Source organism: Herpetosiphon llansteffanensis (assembly GCF_003205875.1).
GTDB lineage: Bacteria > Chloroflexota > Chloroflexia > Chloroflexales > Herpetosiphonaceae > Herpetosiphon > Herpetosiphon llansteffanensis.
This window is the reverse complement of record NZ_PUBZ01000044.1, coordinates 54,106-78,048: the sequence shown is the minus strand read 5'-3', so window position 1 is coordinate 78,048 and position 23,943 is coordinate 54,106. Positions and strand designations below refer to the sequence as shown.

Below are 23,943 nucleotides of genomic sequence, written 5' to 3'. Positions count from 1 at the left end.
ACAGAAAAAACGTTTCAGAAAGGCAAGAGGTTGCATTGTGTCATATTCTGTACCTTCGCTTCGGCGGCATTCGACGCTTTTAGTTGGCTTGGCCTATGCAGCATTTATTAGTTTAGGGCTGCCCGACGGCCTAACAGGCGTTGCATGGCCATCGGTCCGAGCGGAATTTGGTTTGCCGCTTGATGCGCTGGGGGCGTTGATTACCAGCGGCACAATTGGCTATTTGATTTCGAGCTTCAGCAGCGGGCGCGTTTTGAACAAAATTGGTGTTGGTTGGCTGTTGGTGCTCAGTTGTTTGGCAACTGCGGTGAGCCTGCTGGGCTATGGCTATGCCCCAGCATGGCTATTTATGGCTAGTTTGGGTATTTTAGCAGGTTTGGGCGCGGGCGCGATTGATGCTGGCCTCAACACCTATGCTGCCGACAATTTCAATCCACGTATGCTTAATTGGATGCATGCGTCGTTTGGTTTGGGTGCAGCCAGCGGCCCGGTCATTATGAGTAGCATTATCAGTGCAAATCAATCGTGGCGGATTGGCTATGTGGTGGTTGGCATTGCTCAATTGTTGCTCGCTGCTGCCTTTGCCATCACCCGCAAACAGTGGCAAACCAATCAACCTGAAACCGTGGTGGAACCGGTTGCAAGCGCAACGATGCTGCAAACTTTGCGCCTACCAGTCACATGGCTGAATATTCTTTTGTTCTTTCTGTATACGGGCTTAGAATTTTGTGCTGGCCAATGGCTGTATACGTTGCTAACAACCTCACGTGGCATGGAGCCAGGCCTTGCTGGGATTTGGGTGAGCATTTATTGGGGCAGCTTAACCGTTGGCCGCTTGCTTTCGGGCGTGATTGTTGGCCGCATGAGCGTGGTTAGTTTGTTGCGTTTGAGCATGCTGGTGGCAATTCTGGGGGTGATTTTGTTCTGGCTAAATCTCGCGCCATGGCTCACCGTGATTGGGATTGCCTTGCTTGGCTTGGCGCTGGCCCCAATGTTCCCATCGTTTATTGCCTTAACACCAGCGCGCATGGGGCCACGCCATTCGGCTAATACGATTGGCTTCCAAATTGCCGCAGCAACCTTGGGCGGGGCTTCGATTGCTAGTAGCTTCGGCTTGTTTGCCGATTGGATGGGCATTGAAGTGCTGGGAACATATTTGTTTGTGGTGGCATTGGCGATGGCGTTGATTTTCGAAGCCTTGAATCGCCTAAAACCTGCGGCTTAAATCGGTTTTACTGTATTTGCTCACCGACTCTACAATCGTTCCCACGCAGGATTTTGCTGGAAATGGAGGGGTTGGGGAGCAATCCGTTAACGCAGAGGCGCAGGGGAACCGAAGGATGAGGGATGAAGGATGAGGGATGAAGAGCAGAGAGCAGAGATCATAGAACATAATCCTACCAATCTGTGGGAATCTGTGGCTAAAAAATTAATCTTCGTGACCTTCGCGCTCTTCGCAGTTTCAACGTGGTTGATCTTCGCTCCCTGACCTTTATACCCCCTTGCGTGTATCGAATGATGCATTGCTAGTAGCCAACAGCCTGCTAGACTAGCAGCAGCACCCTTCGATTAATGCGCTGGAGGTCTTGCGATGATTACTGCTCGCCGCCCAAGTTTTAGCCGTTTTTTATTGATGAGTAGCCTCTTGACGGGGCTTTTGATTCTGTTGTTTGCCATGACCCGCTGGTTTGATATTCCTGCTGGCAATGTGACCGATTGGTTGGTGGGGATTGTGAGCGTTTGGTGGTTGCTGGCAATTACGGTCATTCCTTGGAATATTTATTTTGATGCGCGCACAGTGATGGCCGATGCTGAGATTTCGCAGCAACGAGGCATTACGGTGCAAGCCAGCCAACAGCAATATGCGCTGGGAATTGCCAAACGCTCATTGATTGGGGCTGTATTTTTGCATCTGATTTCGGCGTTGGCCTTGTATGGAATTGCCGCCAGCAATATTAGCAGCGTGGGCTATGTGGCAGCAGGCGCAGCAATTTTGCTGACTGGTTTACGGCCTGCTTTGCGTGGCTACGAGTACATAGCTCAGCGTTTAGCCACAATTCACGAGGAAGTGCGCTTTCCCCGCGACGATATTATGTTGCTTAAAAGTCAGGTTAACACTCTTGAGTACAAAATTGAGCAATTGAATTTAGAAGAGCCAGATTCATGGGCAAGCGCTCAGGTCAAACATGCCAAACACTTGGAGCGCCAAATTGAACAATTAAAAGTTGAGTTGCAAAGCCTTAGCACCAACAACGAAGCAGCACATCGCCAAATTAGCCGTGAGATTGAGCATGCTGTGGCTCAAATTTCCACCGATGGCCAATTTTTGGAGCATGCCCGCGAGCTTATTCGCTTCTTCAAACAAGCCTAAATCAAATGCGAGCGATCCAGTTTTATGAATCGCTCGCGTTGCTTATGATTAATTATTGCTGCTGGCTGGCAATTTCGCATCGACAGCTGCCATCAACGTTTTGGCAAAATCGGTTTCGAAATTGACCTGCTGGCCATCGACAAAGACGGTTGGCGTTTGTTGCAATTGGCGTTTAATTGCTGCATCGTACGCGTCGTTAATCACACCAGTATAGGTTCCTGCTTCGATGCAGCTTTCGATTTGTTGGCGATCTGCGCCAGCCTGCTCGACGGCGGCCATAATTTGGCTTTTTGGCCCCAGGCTTTTGGCCCATTGGGTTTGGCTATCGAATAAGGCATTGTGAATCGGCCAGAACAAATTTTGATCGCCAGCACAACGGGCAATTTCAGCAGTGAGTTGCGCTGATTTATGGATGGTTTTCAGTGGAAACTCACGGAAAATCACTTGTGCCTTGCCAGTTTCCACATACAAACCATCGAAATTGGCTTGGGCCAATTCAACTTCTAAGCTGCGGCAAGCTGGGCATTCATAATCGGCGTAGATTTCGACTTTAACTGGTGCATCGGGCTTGCCTTTGTACCAATAGTTATCGTCGGTTTTGCCAACTGGAGCGTTGAGGCCAGCTTGGTTGGGCATTGGGCCGGTGTTGCTGACACTGGCGGGCTTGCTCAGGGCTTGAAATAGCACAAAGCCAATCCCCAAAACAGCAATTAAGCCCAAGGCAAGATAAAACATTTTGAATGAACGATTTGGTTGATTGCGGCGCTGGCCTTTGCCAGAACGAGTTGAGCTAGCCATAGTTCACATCCTCAATAAACGCTGTAGCTTTACAGCATTAACAACACTTGAATCGCGAATAAATGTGGATTCAAATGCTTGAACGAGGAGGTGGCGTGATCAGCAGCATAATGTACGAGCAAGCCTTTTGCAGCGGGATGCGCCATTGGCGGCGCTGGCTTGCAAGGCTTTGCTTGAGCCGAGGCACAATCAACACCATTGGAAACCAAGCCACCAACTGCACAACCGTGTTGGTGGGCGTGCTTGGTTCGATTGATTGGCTCGGCAGCAATTCGCGCTGGCTTGGACAATCCAAGGCGCTTGATTGATCGCTGCGTGGAATCTGCTGGCCAAGCTGTTCTTGGGCAACCCCATTGACGACGCAGCCAACTGGGCAGCCCACGCCAAGGTGCAGAACCATCGCCCAACAGAGCAATGGCTGCCATAAAATTCCGAGCACACTGGTTATTTGGCGCAATTTCAGCACACCCAAACCCCTGATCGACCAACCTAGCGCGATCATACCATAGCTTGGGCCAGAAACATCAGGTTAAGTGCCGATTTTGGGGCAATTGCATGAATTTTTAATCAGCGTTAATCAAGCGTTTCATAATAGCCAATTTTGCGGGTAACCGCTTCAAGATGTTCTTTTACTTCAAGCAATTGTTGCTCAACTCGCTGCCGATGGGCTTTTAAGAGATTGAGGCGGTCGCGCACGGTGTGGTCGCCCTCGTATAACAGCTCGGTATAGCGCCGAATATCGCGAATTGGCATGCCCGTGGCGCGCAAACATTTGATAAAGTGAATCCATTTGATATGGCGTTCGTTGTAGTAGCGATAGCCGTTTTGCTGATTGCGATCGACCAGATCGAGCAAGCCAGCGCGTTCGTAATAGCGCAAGGTATGGGCGCTCAGGCCCGTAACTTGGGCCATTTGTTGAATGGTTAGGTTTTCGGGCACGACTTGTTGCATCACCATGATTCAGCTCCTGCACAATAACAATCAGCTACGGTCTATGGTATAGCCTAGAGTGCGCTCTAAAGCAAGTAGCAATTTCGCCAAAAATGCGGGCTTGACTTAGAGCGCGCACGAAGGTTTAGACTGAGCACGTGATTTAGTGTGAAGGATGCTTGTGATGAGTTTGATAACCACACCATTTGGCTTTGCCAGCACCGCCGCCGAGGTTGCCGCCGGAATCGATTGCCGTGGCCAGCGCATGATTGTAACTGGCGCTTCGTCGGGCATTGGCGTAGAAACTGCCCGCGCTTTAGCCAGCACTGGAGCCGAAGTTACCTTGGCCGTGCGTGATCGTGCTACTGGCGCAGCGGTTGCAGCTGAACTGCGGGCCAGCACTGGCAATGATGCGATTGTGGTCAGCCAGCTTGATTTGGCTGATCGGGCTTCGATTGCGCGATTTGTGGCTCAATGGCAAGGGCCGTTGCATGTGCTAGTGAATAATGCTGGGGTGATGGCTTCGCCTGAGCACTATACGAACGAAGGTTGGGAATCGCAGTTTGCGGTTAATCATCTTGGCCATTTTGCGCTAAGCCTTGGTTTGCAGCCTGCTTTAGCGGCGGCTGGTGGCGCGCGCGTGGTTGCGGTCAGCTCTAGCGCGCATATGCGTTCGCCAGTAATTTTTGATGATTTGCATTTTGCCTTTCGTCCCTACGATCCATGGTTGGCCTATGGTCAAGCCAAAACTGCCAATATTTTGTTTGCGGTTGAGGCTGATGCCCGCTGGGCCAACCAAGGTATTCGAGTTAATGCCTTGATGCCAGGCGCGATTTTGACTAACTTGCAACGCCATATTGGTGGCACAATGCGGGTTGCGCCTGAAATTCAAAAAACTGTTGAGCAAGGTGCGGCAACCTCGGTGCTGCTGGCAATCTCGCCATTGCTGGCCGAGGTTGGCGGGCGCTATTTTGCCGATTGCAATGAGCAGCCAATTATAACTCGGCGTTCGCTACAAAACCCGCTGCTTGGGGTTGCTGGCTATGCACTTGACCGCCAGAATGCCCAGCGTTTGTGGGAGGTTTCGCTGGAGTTACTTGGCTTGTAAAGCCTAAAAATCAAAGCCTACCGATCCAAGTTCAAGGCTTAGATCGGTAGGCTTTTTGAATTAGTTAAATAATCGGCCCTACGAAAACGGTATGGCCGTTGGGTTGGCTGCGGTCGGCGGCGGCATCGACGATGGCTTGGGCAAATTCCTCGATGGTGGGAATTGGCTCAGGACTGTGTTCTTTGCGGGCTGCTAAAAAGCCAGGCTGCACCCGATCAAGCAATTTGGGCGTAATCGTGCCTTCAATCATATCGCCGCTCACGACATAGAAGTGAATGCCGCGTTGGCTAAATTCGGCGATTCGCTCGCGCAATGCCATTTCGCCAGCTTTTTTGCTGCTAGCAACAGGCTCGTAGCCAGCAATAATTGGCCGTTCGCCATAAAAATGCGCCCAATGGCTGGTAACGAACACAATGCAACTGCCAGCAGGCATCAAGGGTAACATTGTTTCGACGGTTTGCACTTGGGCGGTCAGATTCAGATCCATGGCATAGGTTGCTGGCTTATCTTTTTCGAGGCCGCCACTGGCGTTTAGCACCAAAATGTCAAGTTTGCCAAACGCTTGTTGAATTTGGGTTTGGGTGGTTATTAGGTCGTTGATTTGAGTTAAATCGGCTTGAGCTAATAACGCCTGCCGGCCAAGGGCGGTTATTTCGGCAGCAACCGCTTCGGCACGGGCGGCCTTGCTGCGATAATTAAGCACAATATCGGCTCCCCGTTGGGCCAGTTGGCGGCTAATTTCGGCTCCAATGCCGCGCGATGCTCCAGTTATCAGGGCAACTTGCCCAACAAAATCCTCTGGCACACATGATCCTTTCACCTTGCTTGGTTGGTTTTCCCATTGTGAGAAAAGCTAGCACGATTATACATACGCTGGCAAGAAGTAAAGTCAGAAGTCAGAAGTCAGAAGTCAAAAGTCAAAAATCAAGAGCCAGAAGCCCATAGCCCTTCTTCGTGCGCTTCGTGCCCTTCGCGGTTTCAATCTTTAACGCAGCGGCTCTGCGAAATGTATGGCTCTTGGCTAGCAAAACAATAATCAAAACAATCTGTGGAATCTGTGGCGAAAATAATGCTCCGTGTTCTTGGGGGATCAATTTATAGCCCATAGCCTTCGGCCAATCGCCACTGCGATGATCTGCTTGACTTTGATCAATCTACGATTATGATAGTTCAGTACAAGCTTGCTTGGACTAGCCTCCTTGAGGCAGAAAGGATGTGTAACCCATTGTCAGTTCAATTCAATCATCTGTTGATTTTCGCCAACGACAAGTACGAATCGGCCTCGTTTCTCACCTCAATCCTTGGTCTCCCCGAAGCTATCCCTGCTGGTTTCTTTATGGCTGTCGAAATGGAAAATAATGTGATTTTGCATTTTGGCGAGCCGAAAATTCCGATTTTAAGCCAACATTATGCCTTTTTGGTTAGCGATGCGGTGTTTGATGCCAGCCTCGAACGGCTTAAAGCACGCAATATTCCGTTTTGGGCCGACCCCCGCCAGCAGTTTCCCAACGAAATTAATCATGAAAACAATGGCCGTGGCTGCTATTTCTTCGATCCAGCAGGCCATGGGCTTGAATTGATCACCCATCCTTATATCTGGGAATAAACCCAGTTAAATTGAGCCAAACCCAAATATTGAGCATCTCGTTACGAAATTCACAATGATCGTAGCGAGGCTGCAACCCTGCAAGGTGGATCGCTCGGCTATGCTAAGATGGCATCGAGAGAAACAGCCTACTGGCTGTACGCTGCGAAAGGAATGTTATGTTGGACTTGCTAGCGTCGAATCCTCTATTGCTGTTGTTTGTGGTTGCAGCAATCGGCTATCCTTTGGGGCAATTGAATCTCGGCGGTGTGCGCCTCGGCGTTGCCGCCGTTTTGTTTGTGGGCTTGGCAATTGGCTCGCTTGATGAGCGGCTGAAACTACCCGAAGTGCTGTATCAATTTGGCTTGGTGATGTTTGTCTATACCGTCGGGTTGAGCAGCGGGCATCAGTTTTTTCGCTCGTGGCGCAGCAAAGGCTTGCGCGATAATCTCTTTATTGGTGGGATGATCGTTGTGGCCTATATGTTTGCTTTGCTGGCCCATTCTTTCTTTAGCATTAAACCAACTTTGACGGTTGGCTTGTTCACTGGCACGATCACGAATACGCCAGCCTTGGCAGCGGCAATTGAATATTTGAAATCGGCCTTGCCTGAGCAACAATTAGCCGCTGTGGTCAACGATCCGGTGGTGGGCTATTCGATTGCCTACCCAATGGGCGTGGTGGCAATGATGTTGGCAATTGTGCTGGTGCAACGTTTATGGCGCGTCGATTATGCCAAAGAATTGGCTTCGCGCCACGATTTAGAAGGCAATCACCACGATATTACCAGCCGCACGGTTGAAATTACCAACCCTGAAGCAACCAGTTTGTCAGTTCAAGCGTTGATTGCCAAATATCATTGGTCGATGGTTTTTGGGCGCTATCGCCGCGATGGCCATGTGGCGGTCACGACGGGCGCAACCCAATTTATGCTCGGCGATCATGTGAGCATTGTTGGTTCAATCGATGTGCTGGAGCAAGTTATCGCGGTGCTTGGCCAAGAAACCGAGGATATTTCCAACGATCGCCGCGAGCTTGATTATCGCCGGATGTTTGTTTCAAATTCTAAAATTGTGGGGATTCGGCTCGAACAACTGAATTTGCCTCAAGTGCTGGGCGCAACCATTACCCGCATTCGACGTGGCGATGTGGAAATGTTGCCAACCGCAGATACCCGCTTGGAGCTTGGCGATCGGGTGCGGGTGATTGCCCGCCGCGCTGATATTCCCCAAGTGAGCCGGTTCTTTGGCGATTCGTATCGTGCTTTGAGCGAAGTTGATATTTTGACCTTCACTTTGGGCTTGGTAATGGGCTTGGTGATTGGTTCGTTAGTTTTGCCATTGCCTGGCGGCGTGAGCATCAAACTTGGCTTTGCTGGCGGGCCGTTGGTCGTTTCCTTGATTTTGGGAGCGCTCGATCGCACTGGTCCGTTGGTTTGGAACATGCCCTATAGCACCAACCTGACGTTGCGCCAAATTGGGATTGTGATGTTCCTTGCTGGAGTTGGCACACGGGCTGGCTACGATTTCGTCAAATTCTTATTCAGCAGCAATGGCTTGCTCCTGTTTGGGGTTGGCGCTGCAATTACCTTTACAATCGCGATGCTGATTCTCACGATTGGCTATAAAGTATTGAAAATTCCAATGGGCATTCTGACGGGCATGTTGGCTGGCTTTCAGACCCAACCAGCCTTGCTGAGTTTTGCAGTGCAACAAAGCAATAACGAATTGCCAAACCAAGGCTATGCTGCGGTCTATCCATTAGCATTAATTATCAAAATTATTCTCGCCCAACTGATGCTGATTCAACTACTATGACAGTGGTTGACACATACCTACATATGCTAATGGCAGACCATCCTTGGTCTGCCATTCCTGTTTGTGAGGTAGGCATGATTTTTGAGTGGAAAAACCACTACGCTGAATTGGCGGTTAGCAACTCCACTGGCTGGGAGCATTTCAAGCCCAATGATTATCTTACATTTCTGTTTGTGAGGTAGGCATGATTTTTGAGTGGAAAAACCACTACGCTGAATTGGCGGTTAGCAACTCCACTGGCTGGGAGTATTTCAAGCCCAATGATCATCTGATGCGCTTTTATGTCGAAGATGATCACGATTACGAACCAGAGCCATGGGAGATTTTCTTTAACGATTGGCTCGCCAGTGATGAGCCAGCCCAAATCACGGGCATCGTGCTTGATCGCTGGTGGACTTGGAATGATCCTGTTGAGCGCATGAGTGCTGACTATGTATTAGCCCAGCTTGACAAGGCCCGCGAACGCTTGCCGCTGTTGAGAGCGCTGTTTGTGGGCCATATTACTGAGCGAAAATGGGCTCTTTCATCTATTACCCAAGGCAATTATGCGCCAGTTTTAGCAGCCTACCCGCAACTTGAATCGTTGGTGATTCGCGGTGGCACTGATTTAAGTTTTGGCCTAATTCAGCATCAACAGCTCAAAACCTTGGTTATTCAAACAACTGGCTTACCAGCCAAGGTGGTGCGCGAGCTAGCTGCCGCCGATTTGCCAGCGCTTGAGCATTTGGAACTCTGGCTGGGCAGCCATGAAGCTGGCGGTAATTCAACGGTGGCCGATTTGCACCCAATCTTGAATGGCGAGCGTTTTCCTGCACTCAAAAACTTATGCTTGCGCAATTGTGATTATGCCGATGCGCTAGCCCAAGCGCTTGCCACTGCTCCCATGCTTGAGCGCATCAACATGCTCGATCTTTCGCTTGGCAATTTGAGCGATATTGGAGCTGAAGCCTTATTTGCTAGCCCTGCGATTCGGAAACTCGATCTGCTTGTGTTGCACCACCACTATCTGAGCGATGACATGCTTGATTGTTGGTCATCAATTGAGCTTGCAGTTGAGGCGAGCTGCCAGCAATTTGTTGGCGACCATGCGGGCAACAGAGCACGTGCGATCGCTGTGAGCGAATACTTACAAGACTAGGATGACAGTGCTTGTCACACATCTACGTATGCTAATGCTGGGCCAAGCTGAGCCTACTATTGCTGTTTGTGAGGTACGGTATGGTTTTCGATTGGATTGGCTATTTTGGCGATTCGACGATTGCTGAATGGGATGGAAAAGAAGCATTTGCGCCGATTGGCCACCCTGTGCGCCTGCATTTAGAATACGATTATACGCTCAAACACACCACCAAAACTTGGGAAGACTATTTTAATGCGTGGCTGGCAACCGACGAGCCAGCCCAAACGACCGGCCTCGTGATTGGCCGCTGGTGGCACGATACGCTGGATGATGGCAAACTTGATAGCGTTTTGGCCAGTATTATTGCTGTCCGCGAACGCTTGCCCTTGCTCAAAGCCTTGTTTGTTGGCGATTTTACCTACGAAGAATGGGAAATTTCTTGGATTATCCAAGGCAATTATGCGCCAGTGTTGGCAGCCTTTCCTGAACTTGAATATTTGGTCATTCGTGGCGACTCAGAGCTGCGTTTTGGGGCGCTTCAGCATCAACAGCTGAAAGGTTTAGTGATTCAGAGTGGTGGTTTGGCGGCCCAAATCGTGCGTGAGATTGCTGCTGCCGATTTGCCAGCGCTTGAGCATTTGGAGCTTTGGCTGGGTGCTGATTTTTATGGCGGCGATTCGACAGTTGCCGATTTGCAGCCAATTTTGCAGGCTGAAAAATTTCCAAATTTAGAAGTTTTGGGCTTGCGTGATTGCGAATATGCAGACGAATTGGCCCAAGCGCTGGTTGATGCGCCGATTCTAGCTCAAATTAGCATGCTCGATCTTTCGCTGGGCACGTTGAGCGATGTGGGAGCCGAGGTTTTATTTGCCAGTGAGGCCATTCGGAGCCTTATATTTCTTGATTTGCATCATCACTATATGAGCAACGAAATGCTTGATTGCTGGAATACAATTGGGTTATGGAGCGATGTGTCCGAGCAACAATTTCCCGTAGAACATGAGGGCGAAGAACATCGTTATGCAGCGGTTACCGAATAAGCACAGTTGTTGTGACATTGTTTGTCACAAATCGCGCTATGCTACAGGTAGGCTTCAATCGGCCTACGCTGGTTGTTTGTGAGGTAGACATGATCTTTGATTGGATGGGCTATTTTGGCGATTCGACCATCGCTAATTGGGACGGACGAAAAAACCTTGAGCCGATTGGCCACCCTGTGCGGCTGCATTTGGAATACGACTATAGCGCGAAAGCGCCAGCACCGACCTGGCAGGATTATTTTAATGCCTGGTTGGCGACCGATGAGCCTGCCAAAACCACGGGCTTGGTGATTGGGCGTTGGTGGCATGATTCGCCCGAGGATAACGATATTGACCTTGTGCTTGAAGGCATCGTGAATGCTCGCGAACGCTTGCCGTTGCTCAAAGCCTTGTTCGTCGGCGATTTTACCTATGATGAATGGGAAATTTCGTGGATTATCCAAGGCGATTATGCAGCGGTTTTGGCAGCCTACCCACAACTTGAATATTTGGCAATTCGCGGTGGCTCGAACTTGAGTTTTGGCGCGATTCAGCATCAACAGCTGAAAGGCTTGGTGATTCAGACTGGTGGCTTGCCTGTGCAAGTGGTGCGCGACGTGGCTGCTGCTAATCTACCAGCGCTTGAGCACTTGGAGCTCTGGCTGGGCAACGATGAATATGGCGGCAATTCAACCGTCGATGATTTGCAACCGATTTTGAGCGGCGAGCAGTTTCCAAGCTTAATCAATTTGGGTTTGCGTGATTGTGAATATGCAGATGCGCTGGCCCAAGCGGTGGCGAAAGCTCCAATTCTGGAACGAATCAAGGTGCTTGATCTTTCGCTTGGCAATATGAGCGATGCTGGCGCTGAAGTGTTGTTTACCAGCGAAGCAATTCGCAAGCTCGAATTTCTCGATTTGCACCACCACTATATGAGCGATGGCATGCGCGATTGCTGGGCAACGATTGATCTCAAGAGCGATGTTAGCGGCCAAGAAACCGCCGACGAAGATGGTGACGAAGAATATCGCTATATCGCCGTTAGCGAGTAAGGAGCACAAGAATGGCTCAATTGCCATGGATGTCAGAGCTTTTGCCATCGAATATTGCCGATTGGGATCACCCTGGTATTTTGCAACCAAGCGGTGTGGTGCATCGGGTTGGGCTGAGCTACGAAGATGATTATGATAGCAAGGTTGCGTGGAGCGACCGCTTTGCCGATTTCTTGGCCTTGCCGAGCGTTGAAAAAACCACCGGCTTGGTGATTGGCACGTGGTGGGAGCTTGATGATGGCAATGGCCCCGTTGATGAAGTCGTTGAAAGTTTAGTCAGTGCTGCGCCGCAATTGCCCAATTTACGCGCCTTATTCGTCGGCGATATTATGAGCGAAGAATCGGAAATCTCGTGGATCGAGCAGGATGATCTTTCGCCATTGCTCTCGGCGTTTCCCAACTTGCAGCATTTTGCGATTCGCGGAGCCAACGGCCTGAGCCTTGGTTCGTGCCAGCATGCCCAGCTCAAAACCTTGGTTATTCAAAGCGGCGGCCTGCCCAATCGGGTTGTGCAGGAGATTTTTCAAGGCAAATTGCCTGCGCTGGAGCATTTGGAATTGTGGCTTGGCTCTGATTGGTATGGCGGCGATGTGACCTTGACCAATCTTGAGCCATTGCTCAGCGGCGAATTGTTTCCGCAACTCAAGGTGCTGGCGTTGCGCGATTGCTCGTTTGCTGATGATTTGGCCATTGCCTTGAGCCAATCGCCGATTATCAACCGCATTGAGATACTTGATCTTTCATTGGGCAACCTTGGCGACGAAGGTGCCAAGGCGCTGCTCGCCTGCCCGGCGATTAAACAGCTGAAATTGCTTGATTTGCACTATCACTTTATTGATAGCGAGTTGGCACAGCAATTCAAACAATTGGGAATCGAGGTTGATATTTCCGAACCGCAAGACCCCACTCGCCATGATGATCGCTATATTGCGGTGAGTGAATGATCGTTATTGGCAATCCGCGTGATCGGCGGGTGGCGTTTTGGCAGGCGGCGTTGGCGCGTCAAGGCCAGCCGCCCGCTCGGGTCATCAGCTATTACGATTTGCTGGCTAATAGACTTGATCTAGCGAGCTTGATCACGCTCAACGAGCTGGTGCGCATCGAATCGCCGGGCAAAGATGAGCAGCTGTATCGTGAATTGGTGCGCTTTGCTGCTGAACTAACGCCTGAGCCAGCATTTGAGCATTGGCCGCTTGAGGCTGATTTGCCGCAAGAACATGGGCGTTTGTGGGGCAGTCGTCAGTGGTATCGGGGCTATTGCCACGTGTTGCGCCAACTCGAACAGCAATTAACTACGTTGAATGCGCAGCTGTTGCAACATCCCGCTGATATTGCGGTGATGTTTGATAAAGTTGCTTGCCATGCGCGATTAGCACAAGCAGATGTCCTTGTGCCACGCAGTTTGCCAGCGATTGGCTCGTTTGAGCAATTGCAAATGGCGATGCAAGCCCAGCGCTGGCAGCGGGTGTTTATCAAACTTGCTCATGGCTCAAGCGCCTCAGGTGTGGTAGCGTATCGTACCAATGGCCGCCAGATGCAGGCCATTACCACGGTTGAGTTGCTGCAAACCAGCGCTGGCTTGCAATTGTACAACTCGCGCAACATCCGTACTTATACCCATCTGCACGAGATTCAACCATTAATCGATGCTTTGGCGCAGCAACGAATTCATGTCGAGGAATGGGTGCCCAAGGCGCGACTGGCTGGCAAGGTCTACGATCTGCGCATGTTGGTGATTGCTGGCAAAGCCCAGCACACAGTGGTGCGCACCAGTAGCTCGCCGATTACCAACTTGCACTTGTTGAATCCGCGCGGCGATTTGGCGGCAGTGCAAGCGCAATTAGGTGCTGAGTTTTGGCAAACGGTGCAGCAGCAAGCCCAAGCGGCGGCGGCATGTTTTGATCGTTCGCTCTACGCAGGCGTTGATTTGCTGATTGCCAATAGCCTCAAACATTGCTTAATTGGCGAAGTCAATGCTTTTGGCGATTTGCTGCCCAATGTTTTGGTTGATGGCTACGATAGTTATGAAGCAGAAATAGTAGGGGCTGGGGGTTGTGGGTCGGGGATCGGTAGTAAGAACATCGAACATAGAATCTAGGCTTATCCCGATCCCCAACAACCAATCCCCAAAGCCCAGAGAAAACAATGAAACAATACATTCCAACGCACGATATTGTGCTTTTGACCTTTGATACCTTGCGCTACGACGTGGCATGTGCTGAGTGGGCCAATGGCGGCACGCCGAATTTAGGCGCACTTTTGCCAGATGGTTGGCAGGAGCGGCATAGCCCAGGCTCGTTTACCTATGCAGCCCATCAAGCGATGTTTGCTGGCTTTATGCCAACGCCAGCCACGCCCGGCCCGCATCCACGTTTGTTTGCGGCACGCTTTGCTGGCAGCGAAACCACGGTTGACCAAACCTTTGGGTTTGATGCTCCTGAGGTGGTAACTGGCTTGGCGCAAGTTGGCTATCGCACAATTTGCATTGGCGGCGTGGGCTTTTTCAATCGCCAAACTGCCTTGAGTTGTGTGCTGCCCGATTTATTTCATGAAGCATATTGGGAGCCGCGTTTGGGTGTGACCGAGCCACGTTCGACCGAGTTTCAGGTGGAGTTGGCAGTTGAGCGCTTGCAAGCGATTCCCGCTGAGCAACGGATCTTTTTGTTTATCAATATTTCAGCGTTGCATCAACCCAATGCCCATTATTTGGCTGGCGCTACGGGCGATACGATTGAAAGCCATGCTGCTGCTTTGCGCTATGTTGACAGCCAATTGCCTGCGTTATTTGCTGCGTTACACCAGCGCAACCCAACCTTTATGATGCTCTGTTCGGATCATGGCACGGCCTATGGCGATGATGGTTTTTATGGCCATCGCTTGGCGCACCCCAGCGTTTGGACCGTGCCCTATGCTGATTGCTGCTTGGAGGAAGCCGATGCATCTGCGTGAATATGCCAATGCTACGCCATATATGGGCTATAGCTATAGTTACCCGCACAAATCGGCCTATCGCCAGCTTGAGCCACGTTCGTTGCGCGACGTTTGGGCTAGTGAATCGCACGAACAATTATTTTTATACTTACACATTCCGTTTTGTGAAATGCGTTGTGGTTTTTGCAATTTGTTCACCACGACCAACCCACAAGCAGCGGTGGTGCAACGCTATTTGGCAACTTTAGAAACTCACATGCAGGCAGTGCATAACGAGCTTGGCCCATTGCATTTTAGCCGTATGGCGATTGGTGGTGGCACGCCAACCTACCTCGATGCAGCCGAGTTGGAGCAGCTGTTTAACATGAGCCAACGTTGGCTAGGAGTCAATTCGCGGCTGATTCCGCTTTCGGTTGAAACCTCGCCACACACCGCAACCGCCGATCGTATGGCCGTTTTGCGCCAAGCAGGGGTTGATCGGGTGAGCATTGGGGTGCAAAGCTTCCTTGATCATGAAGCTCATGGCGCTGGCCGTGCTCAACGCCGCCCAGAGGTTGAGCAGGCATTAACGACGATTCGCGCTGCCCAAATTCCCAATTTGAATATTGATTTGATTTATGGCTTGCCCAACCAAACCGTGGCAACATGGCTCGAATCGTTGGAAATTGCCTTGCAATGGCAGCCAGAAGAACTGTATTTGTATCCGTTGTATGTGCGACCGTTGACCGGCTTGGATCGGCGTGGCACGGGTTGGGAACAGGATTTGCGCTTGGAATGCTATCGGGTTGGCCGCGAACGCTTGTTAGCGGCAGGCTATCAGCAAATTTCAATGCGCATGTTTCGCGCTGCTCACGCTACCGACGATAGCCAAGCGCCAAGTTATTGTTGCCAAACCGATGGCATGCTGGGCTTGGGTGCTGGCGCTCGTTCGTATACCCGCGCCTTGCACTACTCCAGCGATTATGCGGTTGGAGCGAGTTCAGTACGCCAAATTATTCAAAGCTACAACCAGCGCAGCCTGTTTGATTTGAGCCAAGTTGATTATGGCTGTGAGGTTTCGAGCGCTGAGCAACGCCGCCGCTTTGTGATTCAATCGTTGTTGCAAGTCAGCGGACTTGATGCACAAGCCTATCGAGCGCAGTTTGGCAGCGAGCTTTTGGACGATTTAGGCCAAATCAACGAATTATTGGAATGTGGCTGGGCTGAGCATCACAATGGAATTTATCAATTAACGGCTGCTGGCTTAGAACGCTCGGATCTGATTGGGCCATGGCTCTACTCGCCCCAGATTCGTCAGCTTAGCGAGGAGTTTATTCTGCGATGAATTTAGCAATTCTGTATCGTGGCCCTTTATCGAGCTGTAATTATGGTTGTAGCTATTGCCCATTTGCCAAGCACCAAGAAACTGCCGCCGAGCATGCCCACGATGAAGCTGCTTTGCAACGCTTTGTAGAATGGTCTGCTCAACAAACTCAGCTGCAATTAAGCATTTTCTTCACGCCATGGGGCGAGGCCTTGATTCGGCGGCGCTATCAACGGGCAATCGTGGAATTGGCCAACATGGCGCATGTGCAAAAAGTCGCGATTCAGACCAATCTTTCGGCGCGGCTTGATTGGGCCGAGGATTGCCCAAAGCAGCGGCTTGGTTTGTGGGCAACCTATCATCCAACCCAAACGCCACGCGATCGCTTTTTGGCCCGTTGTCACGAAGCAATTGAGCGTGGGATTCCAATTAGCGTTGGTGTGGTTGGCATGCACGAACATCAGGCTGAAATTGTGGCCTTGCGTGAACTGCTGCCCAAGCAAATTTACCTTTGGGTTAATGCCTATAAACGCGAAGTTGGCTATTACAGCCCTGAGGAAATTGCCCAACTGACAGCGATTGATCCGCTCTTTCCGATCAACAACACCCGCCATCCTTCGGCGGGTCGGGCTTGTGCCACCGGCGAAAGCGTGATTTCAGTTGATGGCGATGGCACGATGCGGCGTTGTCATTTTGTGCGCGAGCCAATTGGCAATATTTACAATCCCGCTTGGCAGACTGCCTTGCAACAACGAGTTTGTGACAATGCTACCTGTGGCTGCCATATTGGCTACATTCATATGCCGCATTTGGGTTTGCAACAGGTTTTTGGCCAAGGCATGCTCGAACGAATTCCACAGATTCCGCTTGAGGCCTTGGGCTAAATTTCAGCAGTTGCTCCGTCGCATCCAGCTCTCGCAAGGCTGGATGTTTTTTTTTGTCTCGTTATTGTTTGAAATTGACATAACTATTTAGTTGTACGCATTGCTATTGGCGTGGCAATCAATGGTAATAGTTGGATAATATCTGCTGGTAGGGCTAAGCTACTTCTGGGATATACAATGCTTTTGCGTGCTGAACACAACGCTGCTCGCCAAGCGCATCCACGTGCTCAGCAAACATTCCATTCACAATGCATAACGTTAAATTAAATTGACATAATTTGAATAGCGACGATGATCAAGCTTGATCGTTGCGCTTTGTGCTTAATCCAAATTGCCCAACAAGGAGCGTTCCCATGGCTGAATCAAGCTCAGCACAACCCAAAAAACGAGGCTACAAATGGTTTGTGATTGGCGGTGCGGTGATTTTAGTGTTGGTCTTGCTGCCGTTCGTGCTTGGCGGCAAAGATCCTGCGACCGTTTCGGCCAGCACCACCACAACTATCCAACGTGGGCGTTTGGTTTCGTCGGTGCTTGGGAGTGGCACGATCAACCCCAAGCAAAGCCTTGATTTGAGCTTTCAGACTACGGGAATCGTGAGCACAGTGTTGGTGAGTGAAGGTCAAAATGTGGTTGCAGGCCAGATTTTAGCTGAGCTTGATGATCGCAATTTGGCATTAAGTGTGCTTTCGGCAGAAGCTAATTTACAAAGTGCCGAAGCCCGTTTGCGCCAAACTCAAGATGGCAATGCGCGGCCTGAAGATTTAGCGGCCTCGCAAGCCAGCGTTGATAACGCTAAGGCCAATTTGCAAAAAACTGTGACTGGTAACAGTACCTCTGCGGATATTGCTGCTGCCCAAGCCAGCGTTGCCAATGCAGAAGCCCAATTGCGCAAGGCCAAAAATGGCACTGCCACGCCTGCCGATTTGGCCAATGCCGAAGCCTCGGTGCGTTCAGCCCAAGCCAAACTCGATGATCTGCGGGCTGGGCCAAAACCAGAAAAAGTTTCAAGCGCCCAAGCCACGTTGGATCAAGCAAAATCAAGCCTAGAGCAAGTCAAATCCGATACCTCGAAGGCCAAAACCCAAGCTGGGCTTGACCGTGACACGGCGGCGAATGCGGTGCGTAATGCCCAAACCAGCCTTAGCCAAATCTATTGGGAAACCCACGATGAGGCTGGCAATTGGAAGAAAAAGCCCGACGATGCTGGCTATCAAAATGATGTTGATCGCTATACCAATGCCCAGCGCGATGAGCAAGATGCCCAATCCAAACTCAACGCTGCCCAATTGGCCTACGACAACGCAGTTACCCAAGAAGGCTTGGATATTGCCAACGCCGAGGCCAAAGTGCGCGATGCTGAAGTGCAATTGCAAACGGTTTTGAAGGGTGCAACCGCGCTCGAAATTACCCAAGCAGAGGCTGCGCTCGACCAAGCCAAGGCCAATTTGGATAAACTCAAGCAAGGCGGCACGGTCGATGATGTGGCAGCAGCCCAAGCCAACCTCGACCAAGCCAAGGCCAATTTGCGCAAATTGACCCAAGGTGGCACGGCGGCTGATGTGGCTGCGGCCCAAGCCAATGTTGATCAAGCTGAAGCCAATCGCGATAAGCTGACTGCACCGCCAACCGATACCGATTTGGCAATTCAAGCAGCGGCAGTTTCGCAAAGCGAACAATCGTTGAAACAAGCCCAATTGCAACGTGATAATGCAACCTTGCGCGCGCCGTTTGCTGGCGTAATCACCTCGGTTTCAATCGTGCCTGGTGGCTCGGCGAGCGGCGTGGTGATGCACATTCTTGATCGCAGCAACCTCTATGTTGAACTCAACTTGAGCGAAACCGATGTTGCTTTGGTGGCGCTGAATCAAAAAGTAGAATTAACGATTGACGCACTTGATACATGGAATACCGAGGGCGTGGTCAGTTATATCTCGCCGGTTGCCGAAGTCTCGAATGGCGTAGTAATTTATCGGGTCAAAATCAGCGTGCCGAGCAACGATCCGCTGGTTAAAGTTGGCATGACGGTCAACACCAACATTATTCTCAGCGAAAAAAGCGATGTTTTGCTGGTGCCAAATTCGGCCTTGTTGCCCAAAGGCAGCGGGCGGGCGGTGCAAGTGCCCGATGGTGCTGGCGTGCGCGAAGTCGATGTCGTGACGGGCATTAGTGATGGTTCGTTTACCGAGGTGCTGAGCGGCTTAAATGCAGGCGATACGATTATTGCCGTGCCAACCGCCGCCTCGGATAGCGGCAGCCGTGGCTTGTTCGGCGGAGGCCGCTAATGATTAGCTTGCGCGATATTCACAAAACCTACCAAATGGGTGATGTGCTGGTGGCGGCGCTGCAAGGCGTGAGTTTCAGCATCGACAAAGGCGATTTTGTGGCGATTATGGGGCCAAGCGGCAGCGGCAAAAGCACCGTCATGAACTTAATTGGCTGTTTGGATACGCCAACTTCGGGCGAGTATGTGCTCGATGGCGTGGCGGTCGATCAGCTTTCGAGCAACGACTTGGCGCTGGTGCGTGGGCAAAAATTGGGCTTTATTTTTCAGCAATACAATTTATTGCCGCGCCAATCGGCCTTGCGCAACGTCGAAATGCCCATGATATATCGCGGCGTTTCAGGAGCTGAGCGCCAACGTCGAGCCTTGGCTGCGCTGAATTTGGTGGGAATGGGCCAGCGCGTTGATCATCGCCCAAACGAATTGAGCGGCGGTCAGCAACAACGGGTGGCGATTGCGCGCGCCTTGGCTGGCAGCCCTTCGGTGATTCTGGCCGACGAGCCAACTGGCGCGTTGGATAGCAAAACCAGCATCGAAATTATGGAATTGCTGCGGCGCTTGAATCGTGAGCAAGGCATTACGGTTGTGCTCGTGACCCACGAACACGACGTGGCAGCCTATGCAGCGCGTGTGCTGACCATGCGCGATGGCCAGTTAATCGGCGATCAGCGTAACTAAAGGATGCAACGATGACAACGCTTGATGTGCATGCTGCACCTGAACCGGCTCCTGTTGCCGCCGATAGCATTTTGTTTCAGCCGATTACTGCCAGTTCGAGCGGCTTTGGCAGCCTCTGGGAGGTTGTGCGAATTTCGTTTGGCAGCTTGCTGGCGAATAAAGTGCGCTCGTTGTTGACAATGTTGGGCGTGATTATTGGCGTGGCTTCGGTAGTTTCGCTGTTGGCGCTGGGCAATGGCGCGAGCGCTTCGATTACTGGCGAAATTGAGGCGATTGGCACCAATATTCTGACAATTTCTGCTGGCTCGCAAAACCGTGGGCCTGGCAATGCAACCGCCGCCCAAAACCTAACCATGGATGATGCCAAGGCGATTGAAGCTTTGCAATTGCCAGTCATCGGCGTAGCTCCGCAGCTGAATTCAAGTGCTCAAATCGTAGCCAAATCTGCTGATAAAAATGCCCAGATTATTGGCATTACGCCAGCATTTCAAGTGGTTAATAATTTGACCATGCAGCAAGGTAGTTTTATTAGCGATGAGCATTTGCAAGGCGCAAATACGGTGATTGTGCTGGGCGCAACCCTAGCCAAAGATTTATTTGGTAATGGTCAAGCCTTGGGCCAAACCGTGCGGATTAATAACCAAACTTTGCGGGTCGTTGGTGTGCTCACGCCGCAAGGTGGTAGCGCGTTTGGCTCGGAAGATGATCGCGCTTATATTCCCATTACCACGGCCCAAAAACGCTTGTTCAATGCGCGCACACCTGATGGCAACGGCTATCGGGTTGGTTCGATTACGCTTTCAGCGATTAATGCCAGCGATCTTGATGCTTTGCAATCGCGGGTGAGCATGCTGCTGCGTGAGCGCCATCACCTTAAACTCGATGGCAGCGCTGATGATTTTAATGTGATCAACCAAGCTGAAATTTTGGGCACGCTCAACACGATTACCTCGATGATGACCCTGTTTTTGGCGGCAGTTGCTGGCATTTCGCTGCTTGTTGGTGGGATTGGAATTATGAATATTATGTTGGTGAGTGTGACCGAGCGCACCCGTGAAATTGGCTTGCGCAAAGCTGTGGGCGCACGCAGCCATCATATTTTGATGCAATTTGTGGTTGAGGCCGCAGTTTTGAGTATGACGGGCGGTATGATTGGGCTGATGCTTGGCAGCATTATTCCGATTGTGGTAACCCAACTTGGCGTGCTCGATGCGCCGATTGATTTGCAAACTGTGGGCGTGGCGATTGGCTTCTCGCTCGGCGTTGGCCTGTTTTTTGGAATCTACCCAGCCCAACGCGCTGCAAAACTCAATCCAATCGATGCCTTGCGCCACGAATAAATTTCCCTCACCCTTTGCCCGCTCAATGGACGAAGGGTGAGGGGCTATAACTGATGGTTCTCTTGCAATGTGTAGTGAAAAAAGGTCGACTCCCCCTCGCCCGCGTTCAGTGGGAGAGGGGGCTGGGGGGTGAGGGAATCAATCAATCAGCCCTTGTTCGCGGGCTTTTACGATTGCTGCTGTGCGATTGTGCACATCGAGCTTGAGATACAAATTGCTAATATGGCGTTTGAGCGTGCTTTCTGCAATCACTAAGGCTTCAGCAATCGCTCGATTGCCCAAACCAGCAGCCAAATAGCGCAAAATCTCGTGCTCACGCGGCGTTATCGCCAAATCATCGGTATCAAGGCGATTATGATGCAGCAAGCGAACAACCAACGGGCTGCTTGGCACTTGTTGCAACAAAGGTATCAACCCAGCATGTAAATCAAGCAATGGTTGAATAATCGATTCTGGCTCGGCGATTGTTAATGCGTGCTGCAATTGAGCGATGGCTTTGGGCAACTTGCCTTGGCGGGCTAAAACCATGGCGATGGTGGCATGAACGCTAATCAACAATGGCACATAATGAATCCGTTCGGCGGTTGCCAAAGCTTTATCAAGCAGCTCGGTTGCCTGCTCAAATGCGCCTTGGCGCAAGGCTAACAAACCACCAAGCCATTGATTAACCGGATTGTTTAATTCATCTGGATTGGTGTTGATCAAGGCTAGCCATTGGGTTGCTTGGCTCAAATCGTGTTGTTCGATCGCAATTAGGCAGCGGGTTTGTTGAATAATTAGCCGTATTTTTTCGCTCTCTTGGTCGATTGCTTGCTCCTCAAGCTGCTGGAGCGCTTGCAAGGCTTGGGGATAATCGTTGAGCGATTGCAAAATTGCTACGCGCTGAGCTTGGGCAACGCACCACATATAGCGATTATCCATGGCTTTGCTGCTGGTAAGGCTTTGTTCGGTTGCAGCCATAGCTTCGGGCAATTGATTGCGCTGGTGATAAATGCGGGCCAACATCCAATGCATGCCAGCCATAAATGGGCGTGGCGCTGGCAAGGCTTGCGTTTGTTCGATCAAGCTCAGACAAAGCTGTTCAGCGCGATTAAAATGGCCTAAATCGGCCAACAAACCAGCCCGATTGACCGCGCCAACGGTTGATAAAAAGCGACTGTTGATCGTTTGGCCCAAGGTTTCGGTTTGTTGATAGAACACTTCGGCCTGCTCAACATCGCCTTGAAAATGGGCGACAACCGCCAAACAAAAGGTCATTACGCCTTGAATCACCGGATCGTTGCTGGTATTGAGCCGTTTGGCTTGTTCGCCCCACAGGGTTGCTTGCTCTAATTTCGAGGTGATTGTGGCGGCTAATGCTCCCAAAGCCAAGGCTTCCGCCGCCAACGGATTTGGCTCGCTGCTATCGACCAATTGGCTAATTCGTTCGATATAGCCTTGAACGCCTTCGCCATTGCGCAGCGTGATCAAAATCCACATTTGGGCAATACACAAACGCGGCTCATTCCAAATCACATTGGTTGGCAGCTGATCAAGCCATGGCCGCAAGGTATAAAATGCTGCTTCGCGCACAAATTGGCCAACCCAAGGCGCAAGAATGTTGGCTGCCAATTGATGGGCTTGGGCTTGCAACGCATAACTCATCGCATCGTGAATATAATGCTGCTCGCTACACCACTGAGCTGCCAGCGCTAAAACATTATTGCGCAACGTTGGCTCAACCAAGCTGGCGTGTTGCAGCAGAAAATCGCGAAATAGAGGGTGTAGTTGCCACCACTCTTGATCAAGCGCCCCAATAAACAATTGGCGCTCGACAATCTGCTCAAGTTGGCTTGGACCCAGTGCTAATGCGTGCTGAATAAACTCCGCCAGCGAACGATTAAAGCGCTCTAGCGGAGCCAAGGCCAACAAGGTTTGCTGAATTGGCGTTGGTTGTTGCTGAAACACTTCTTCCAACAAATAGATGCTAATATCGCTGGCCTGACCTGAGTTGAGCGCCCGCAAGCCTTGTTCGGGGCTGGGGGCTTCAGATAAGGCTAAGGCTGCAAGTTGTAATCCTGCAATCCAGCCAGCGCTTTGTTGCAACACTTGGCTTTCGAGGTGCTGATTGAGCCGCATATGCATCACATCGCGCAAAAATTCGCCGCCTTCGTTATCGGTGAAGCGTAGATCGTTTACGCCAAGCGTGGTCAGCCAATTACGGGCGCGCCAACGGGCGAGAGGCAAGCTTGGCTGTTGGCGACACGTCAATAAAATATGCAATTGCGGCGGGCAATGCTCAATCAAGGTGCTGATGGCATCATGAATCACAGGATGATCGATCATTTGATAATCATCCAACACCAACACCCATTGCTCGCTTTGCTCGTGCAGCTGGTTGATCAGCGTCGTAATCAGATTAATTACGACCTGATGGCCCATCATTTCGAGCCATTGCCCATTGAATTGCGCCAATTGAGCCTGAAAACCACGTTGCAAATATTGGGCAAAGCGTAATGGATCGTTATCGTGATTATTGAGGGTGAGCCAAACGTTGTGCGACTGATTGTTGGCGTGCAGCCAGGCGCTGACTAAGGTCGTTTTGCCAAAGCCCGCTGGCGCGCTGATTAACGTAAGCCGTTGTTTGCGCCCATTGTCAAGCCGTTGATACAACCGCGAACGCTTGACGACTCGTTCACGCGGTGGCGGGACAACTAATTTGGTTTGAATAAGTTGGAGCATGTGAA

21 protein-coding genes are annotated in these 23,943 nt (G+C 50.9%); 16 read left to right on the top strand and 5 right to left on the bottom strand.

Annotated features, from left to right (window positions below; translation table 11 throughout):
• Window positions 1-37: 37 nt before the first annotated feature.
• Window positions 38-1,225 (top strand): MFS transporter, encoded by a 1,188-nt coding sequence (locus C5S61_RS02900; protein WP_110513617.1) that lies wholly within the window; start codon window positions 38-40, stop codon window positions 1,223-1,225.
• A gap of 366 nt (window positions 1,226-1,591) precedes the next feature.
• Window positions 1,592-2,371: a hypothetical protein gene (locus tag C5S61_RS02895; protein WP_110513616.1), complete on the top strand. Its 780-nt coding sequence runs from the start codon at window positions 1,592-1,594 to the stop codon at window positions 2,369-2,371.
• Between the two features lie 48 nt (window positions 2,372-2,419).
• Here C5S61_RS02895 and C5S61_RS02890 read toward each other — a convergent pair whose 3' ends face one another.
• From C5S61_RS02890 to C5S61_RS02880, 3 genes are all read right to left on the bottom strand, one after another.
• Window positions 2,420-3,169, bottom strand: a complete 750-nt coding sequence (locus C5S61_RS02890) for a DsbA family protein (RefSeq protein WP_110513615.1) — start codon at window positions 3,167-3,169, stop codon at window positions 2,420-2,422.
• 70 nt (window positions 3,170-3,239) lie between these two features.
• Window positions 3,240-3,635, bottom strand: a complete 396-nt coding sequence (locus C5S61_RS02885; protein WP_110513614.1) for a hypothetical protein — start codon at window positions 3,633-3,635, stop codon at window positions 3,240-3,242.
• 107 nt (window positions 3,636-3,742) lie between these two features.
• Window positions 3,743-4,126 carry a MerR family transcriptional regulator gene (locus tag C5S61_RS02880; RefSeq protein WP_110513613.1) on the bottom strand — a complete coding sequence of 128 codons (384 nt, stop codon included), beginning with the start codon at window positions 4,124-4,126 and terminating at the stop codon, window positions 3,743-3,745.
• 157 nt (window positions 4,127-4,283) lie between these two features.
• On the opposite strand from C5S61_RS02880, the gene C5S61_RS02875 reads away from it, so the two are divergent.
• A complete protein-coding gene (locus tag C5S61_RS02875) occupies window positions 4,284-5,207 on the top strand; it encodes an SDR family NAD(P)-dependent oxidoreductase (RefSeq protein ID WP_110513612.1) in 924 nt (307 codons plus the stop codon).
• Between the two features lie 64 nt (window positions 5,208-5,271).
• On the opposite strand, the gene C5S61_RS02870 is transcribed toward C5S61_RS02875, so the two are convergent.
• The gene (locus C5S61_RS02870) at window positions 5,272-6,012 is read right to left on the bottom strand and encodes an SDR family oxidoreductase (protein WP_110513611.1); all 741 of its coding nucleotides are present in this window, start codon (window positions 6,010-6,012) and stop codon (window positions 5,272-5,274) included.
• 420 nt (window positions 6,013-6,432) lie between these two features.
• On the opposite strand from C5S61_RS02870, the gene C5S61_RS02860 reads away from it, so the two are divergent.
• From C5S61_RS02860 to C5S61_RS02795, 13 genes are all read left to right on the top strand, one after another.
• Window positions 6,433-6,813 carry a VOC family protein gene (locus tag C5S61_RS02860; RefSeq protein WP_110513660.1) on the top strand — a complete coding sequence of 127 codons (381 nt, stop codon included), beginning with the start codon at window positions 6,433-6,435 and terminating at the stop codon, window positions 6,811-6,813.
• A gap of 158 nt (window positions 6,814-6,971) precedes the next feature.
• On the top strand, window positions 6,972-8,609 hold the full coding sequence (locus C5S61_RS02855) for an aspartate:alanine exchanger family transporter (RefSeq protein ID WP_110513609.1): 1,638 nt from the start codon (window positions 6,972-6,974) through the stop codon (window positions 8,607-8,609).
• 184 nt (window positions 8,610-8,793) lie between these two features.
• Entirely contained in the window at window positions 8,794-9,747 is a 954-nt protein-coding gene (locus C5S61_RS02845) for an STM4015 family protein (RefSeq protein WP_110513607.1), read from the top strand.
• An 80-nt stretch (window positions 9,748-9,827) separates the two neighbouring features.
• Window positions 9,828-10,769, top strand: coding sequence for an STM4015 family protein (locus C5S61_RS02840; RefSeq protein WP_110513606.1), 942 nt, complete (start codon window positions 9,828-9,830; stop codon window positions 10,767-10,769).
• Between the two features lie 89 nt (window positions 10,770-10,858).
• Window positions 10,859-11,800, top strand: coding sequence for an STM4015 family protein (locus C5S61_RS02835; RefSeq protein WP_110513605.1), 942 nt, complete (start codon window positions 10,859-10,861; stop codon window positions 11,798-11,800).
• 11 nt (window positions 11,801-11,811) lie between these two features.
• Window positions 11,812-12,744, top strand: a complete 933-nt coding sequence (locus tag C5S61_RS02830; RefSeq protein ID WP_110513604.1) for an STM4015 family protein — start codon at window positions 11,812-11,814, stop codon at window positions 12,742-12,744.
• A complete protein-coding gene (locus tag C5S61_RS02825) occupies window positions 12,741-13,898 on the top strand; it encodes an STM4014 family protein (RefSeq protein ID WP_110513603.1) in 1,158 nt (385 codons plus the stop codon). The genes C5S61_RS02830 and C5S61_RS02825 overlap by 4 nt, the downstream gene beginning before the upstream one ends.
• A gap of 47 nt (window positions 13,899-13,945) precedes the next feature.
• Window positions 13,946-14,749, top strand: a complete 804-nt coding sequence (locus C5S61_RS02820; protein ID WP_110513602.1) for an STM4013/SEN3800 family hydrolase — start codon at window positions 13,946-13,948, stop codon at window positions 14,747-14,749.
• Entirely contained in the window at window positions 14,736-16,055 is a 1,320-nt protein-coding gene (locus tag C5S61_RS02815; protein ID WP_110513601.1) for an STM4012 family radical SAM protein, read from the top strand. The genes C5S61_RS02820 and C5S61_RS02815 overlap by 14 nt, the downstream gene beginning before the upstream one ends.
• Window positions 16,052-16,918 (top strand): STM4011 family radical SAM protein, encoded by an 867-nt coding sequence (locus tag C5S61_RS02810; protein WP_110513600.1) that lies wholly within the window; start codon window positions 16,052-16,054, stop codon window positions 16,916-16,918. The genes C5S61_RS02815 and C5S61_RS02810 overlap by 4 nt, the downstream gene beginning before the upstream one ends.
• A 353-nt stretch (window positions 16,919-17,271) precedes the next feature.
• On the top strand, window positions 17,272-19,200 hold the full coding sequence (locus tag C5S61_RS02805; RefSeq protein ID WP_110513599.1) for an efflux RND transporter periplasmic adaptor subunit: 1,929 nt from the start codon (window positions 17,272-17,274) through the stop codon (window positions 19,198-19,200).
• Window positions 19,200-19,877, top strand: a complete 678-nt coding sequence (locus C5S61_RS02800) for an ABC transporter ATP-binding protein (RefSeq protein ID WP_110513598.1) — start codon at window positions 19,200-19,202, stop codon at window positions 19,875-19,877. Before C5S61_RS02805 ends, C5S61_RS02800 begins: the two co-directional genes overlap by 1 nt.
• A gap of 11 nt (window positions 19,878-19,888) precedes the next feature.
• Window positions 19,889-21,217: an ABC transporter permease gene (locus tag C5S61_RS02795; protein WP_110513597.1), complete on the top strand. Its 1,329-nt coding sequence runs from the start codon at window positions 19,889-19,891 to the stop codon at window positions 21,215-21,217.
• Window positions 21,218-21,355: 138 nt separating this feature from the next.
• On the opposite strand, the gene C5S61_RS02790 is transcribed toward C5S61_RS02795, so the two are convergent.
• Window positions 21,356-23,938 carry a LuxR C-terminal-related transcriptional regulator gene (locus tag C5S61_RS02790; protein ID WP_110513596.1) on the bottom strand — a complete coding sequence of 861 codons (2,583 nt, stop codon included), beginning with the start codon at window positions 23,936-23,938 and terminating at the stop codon, window positions 21,356-21,358.
• Between the last annotated feature and the right edge of the window lie 5 nt (window positions 23,939-23,943).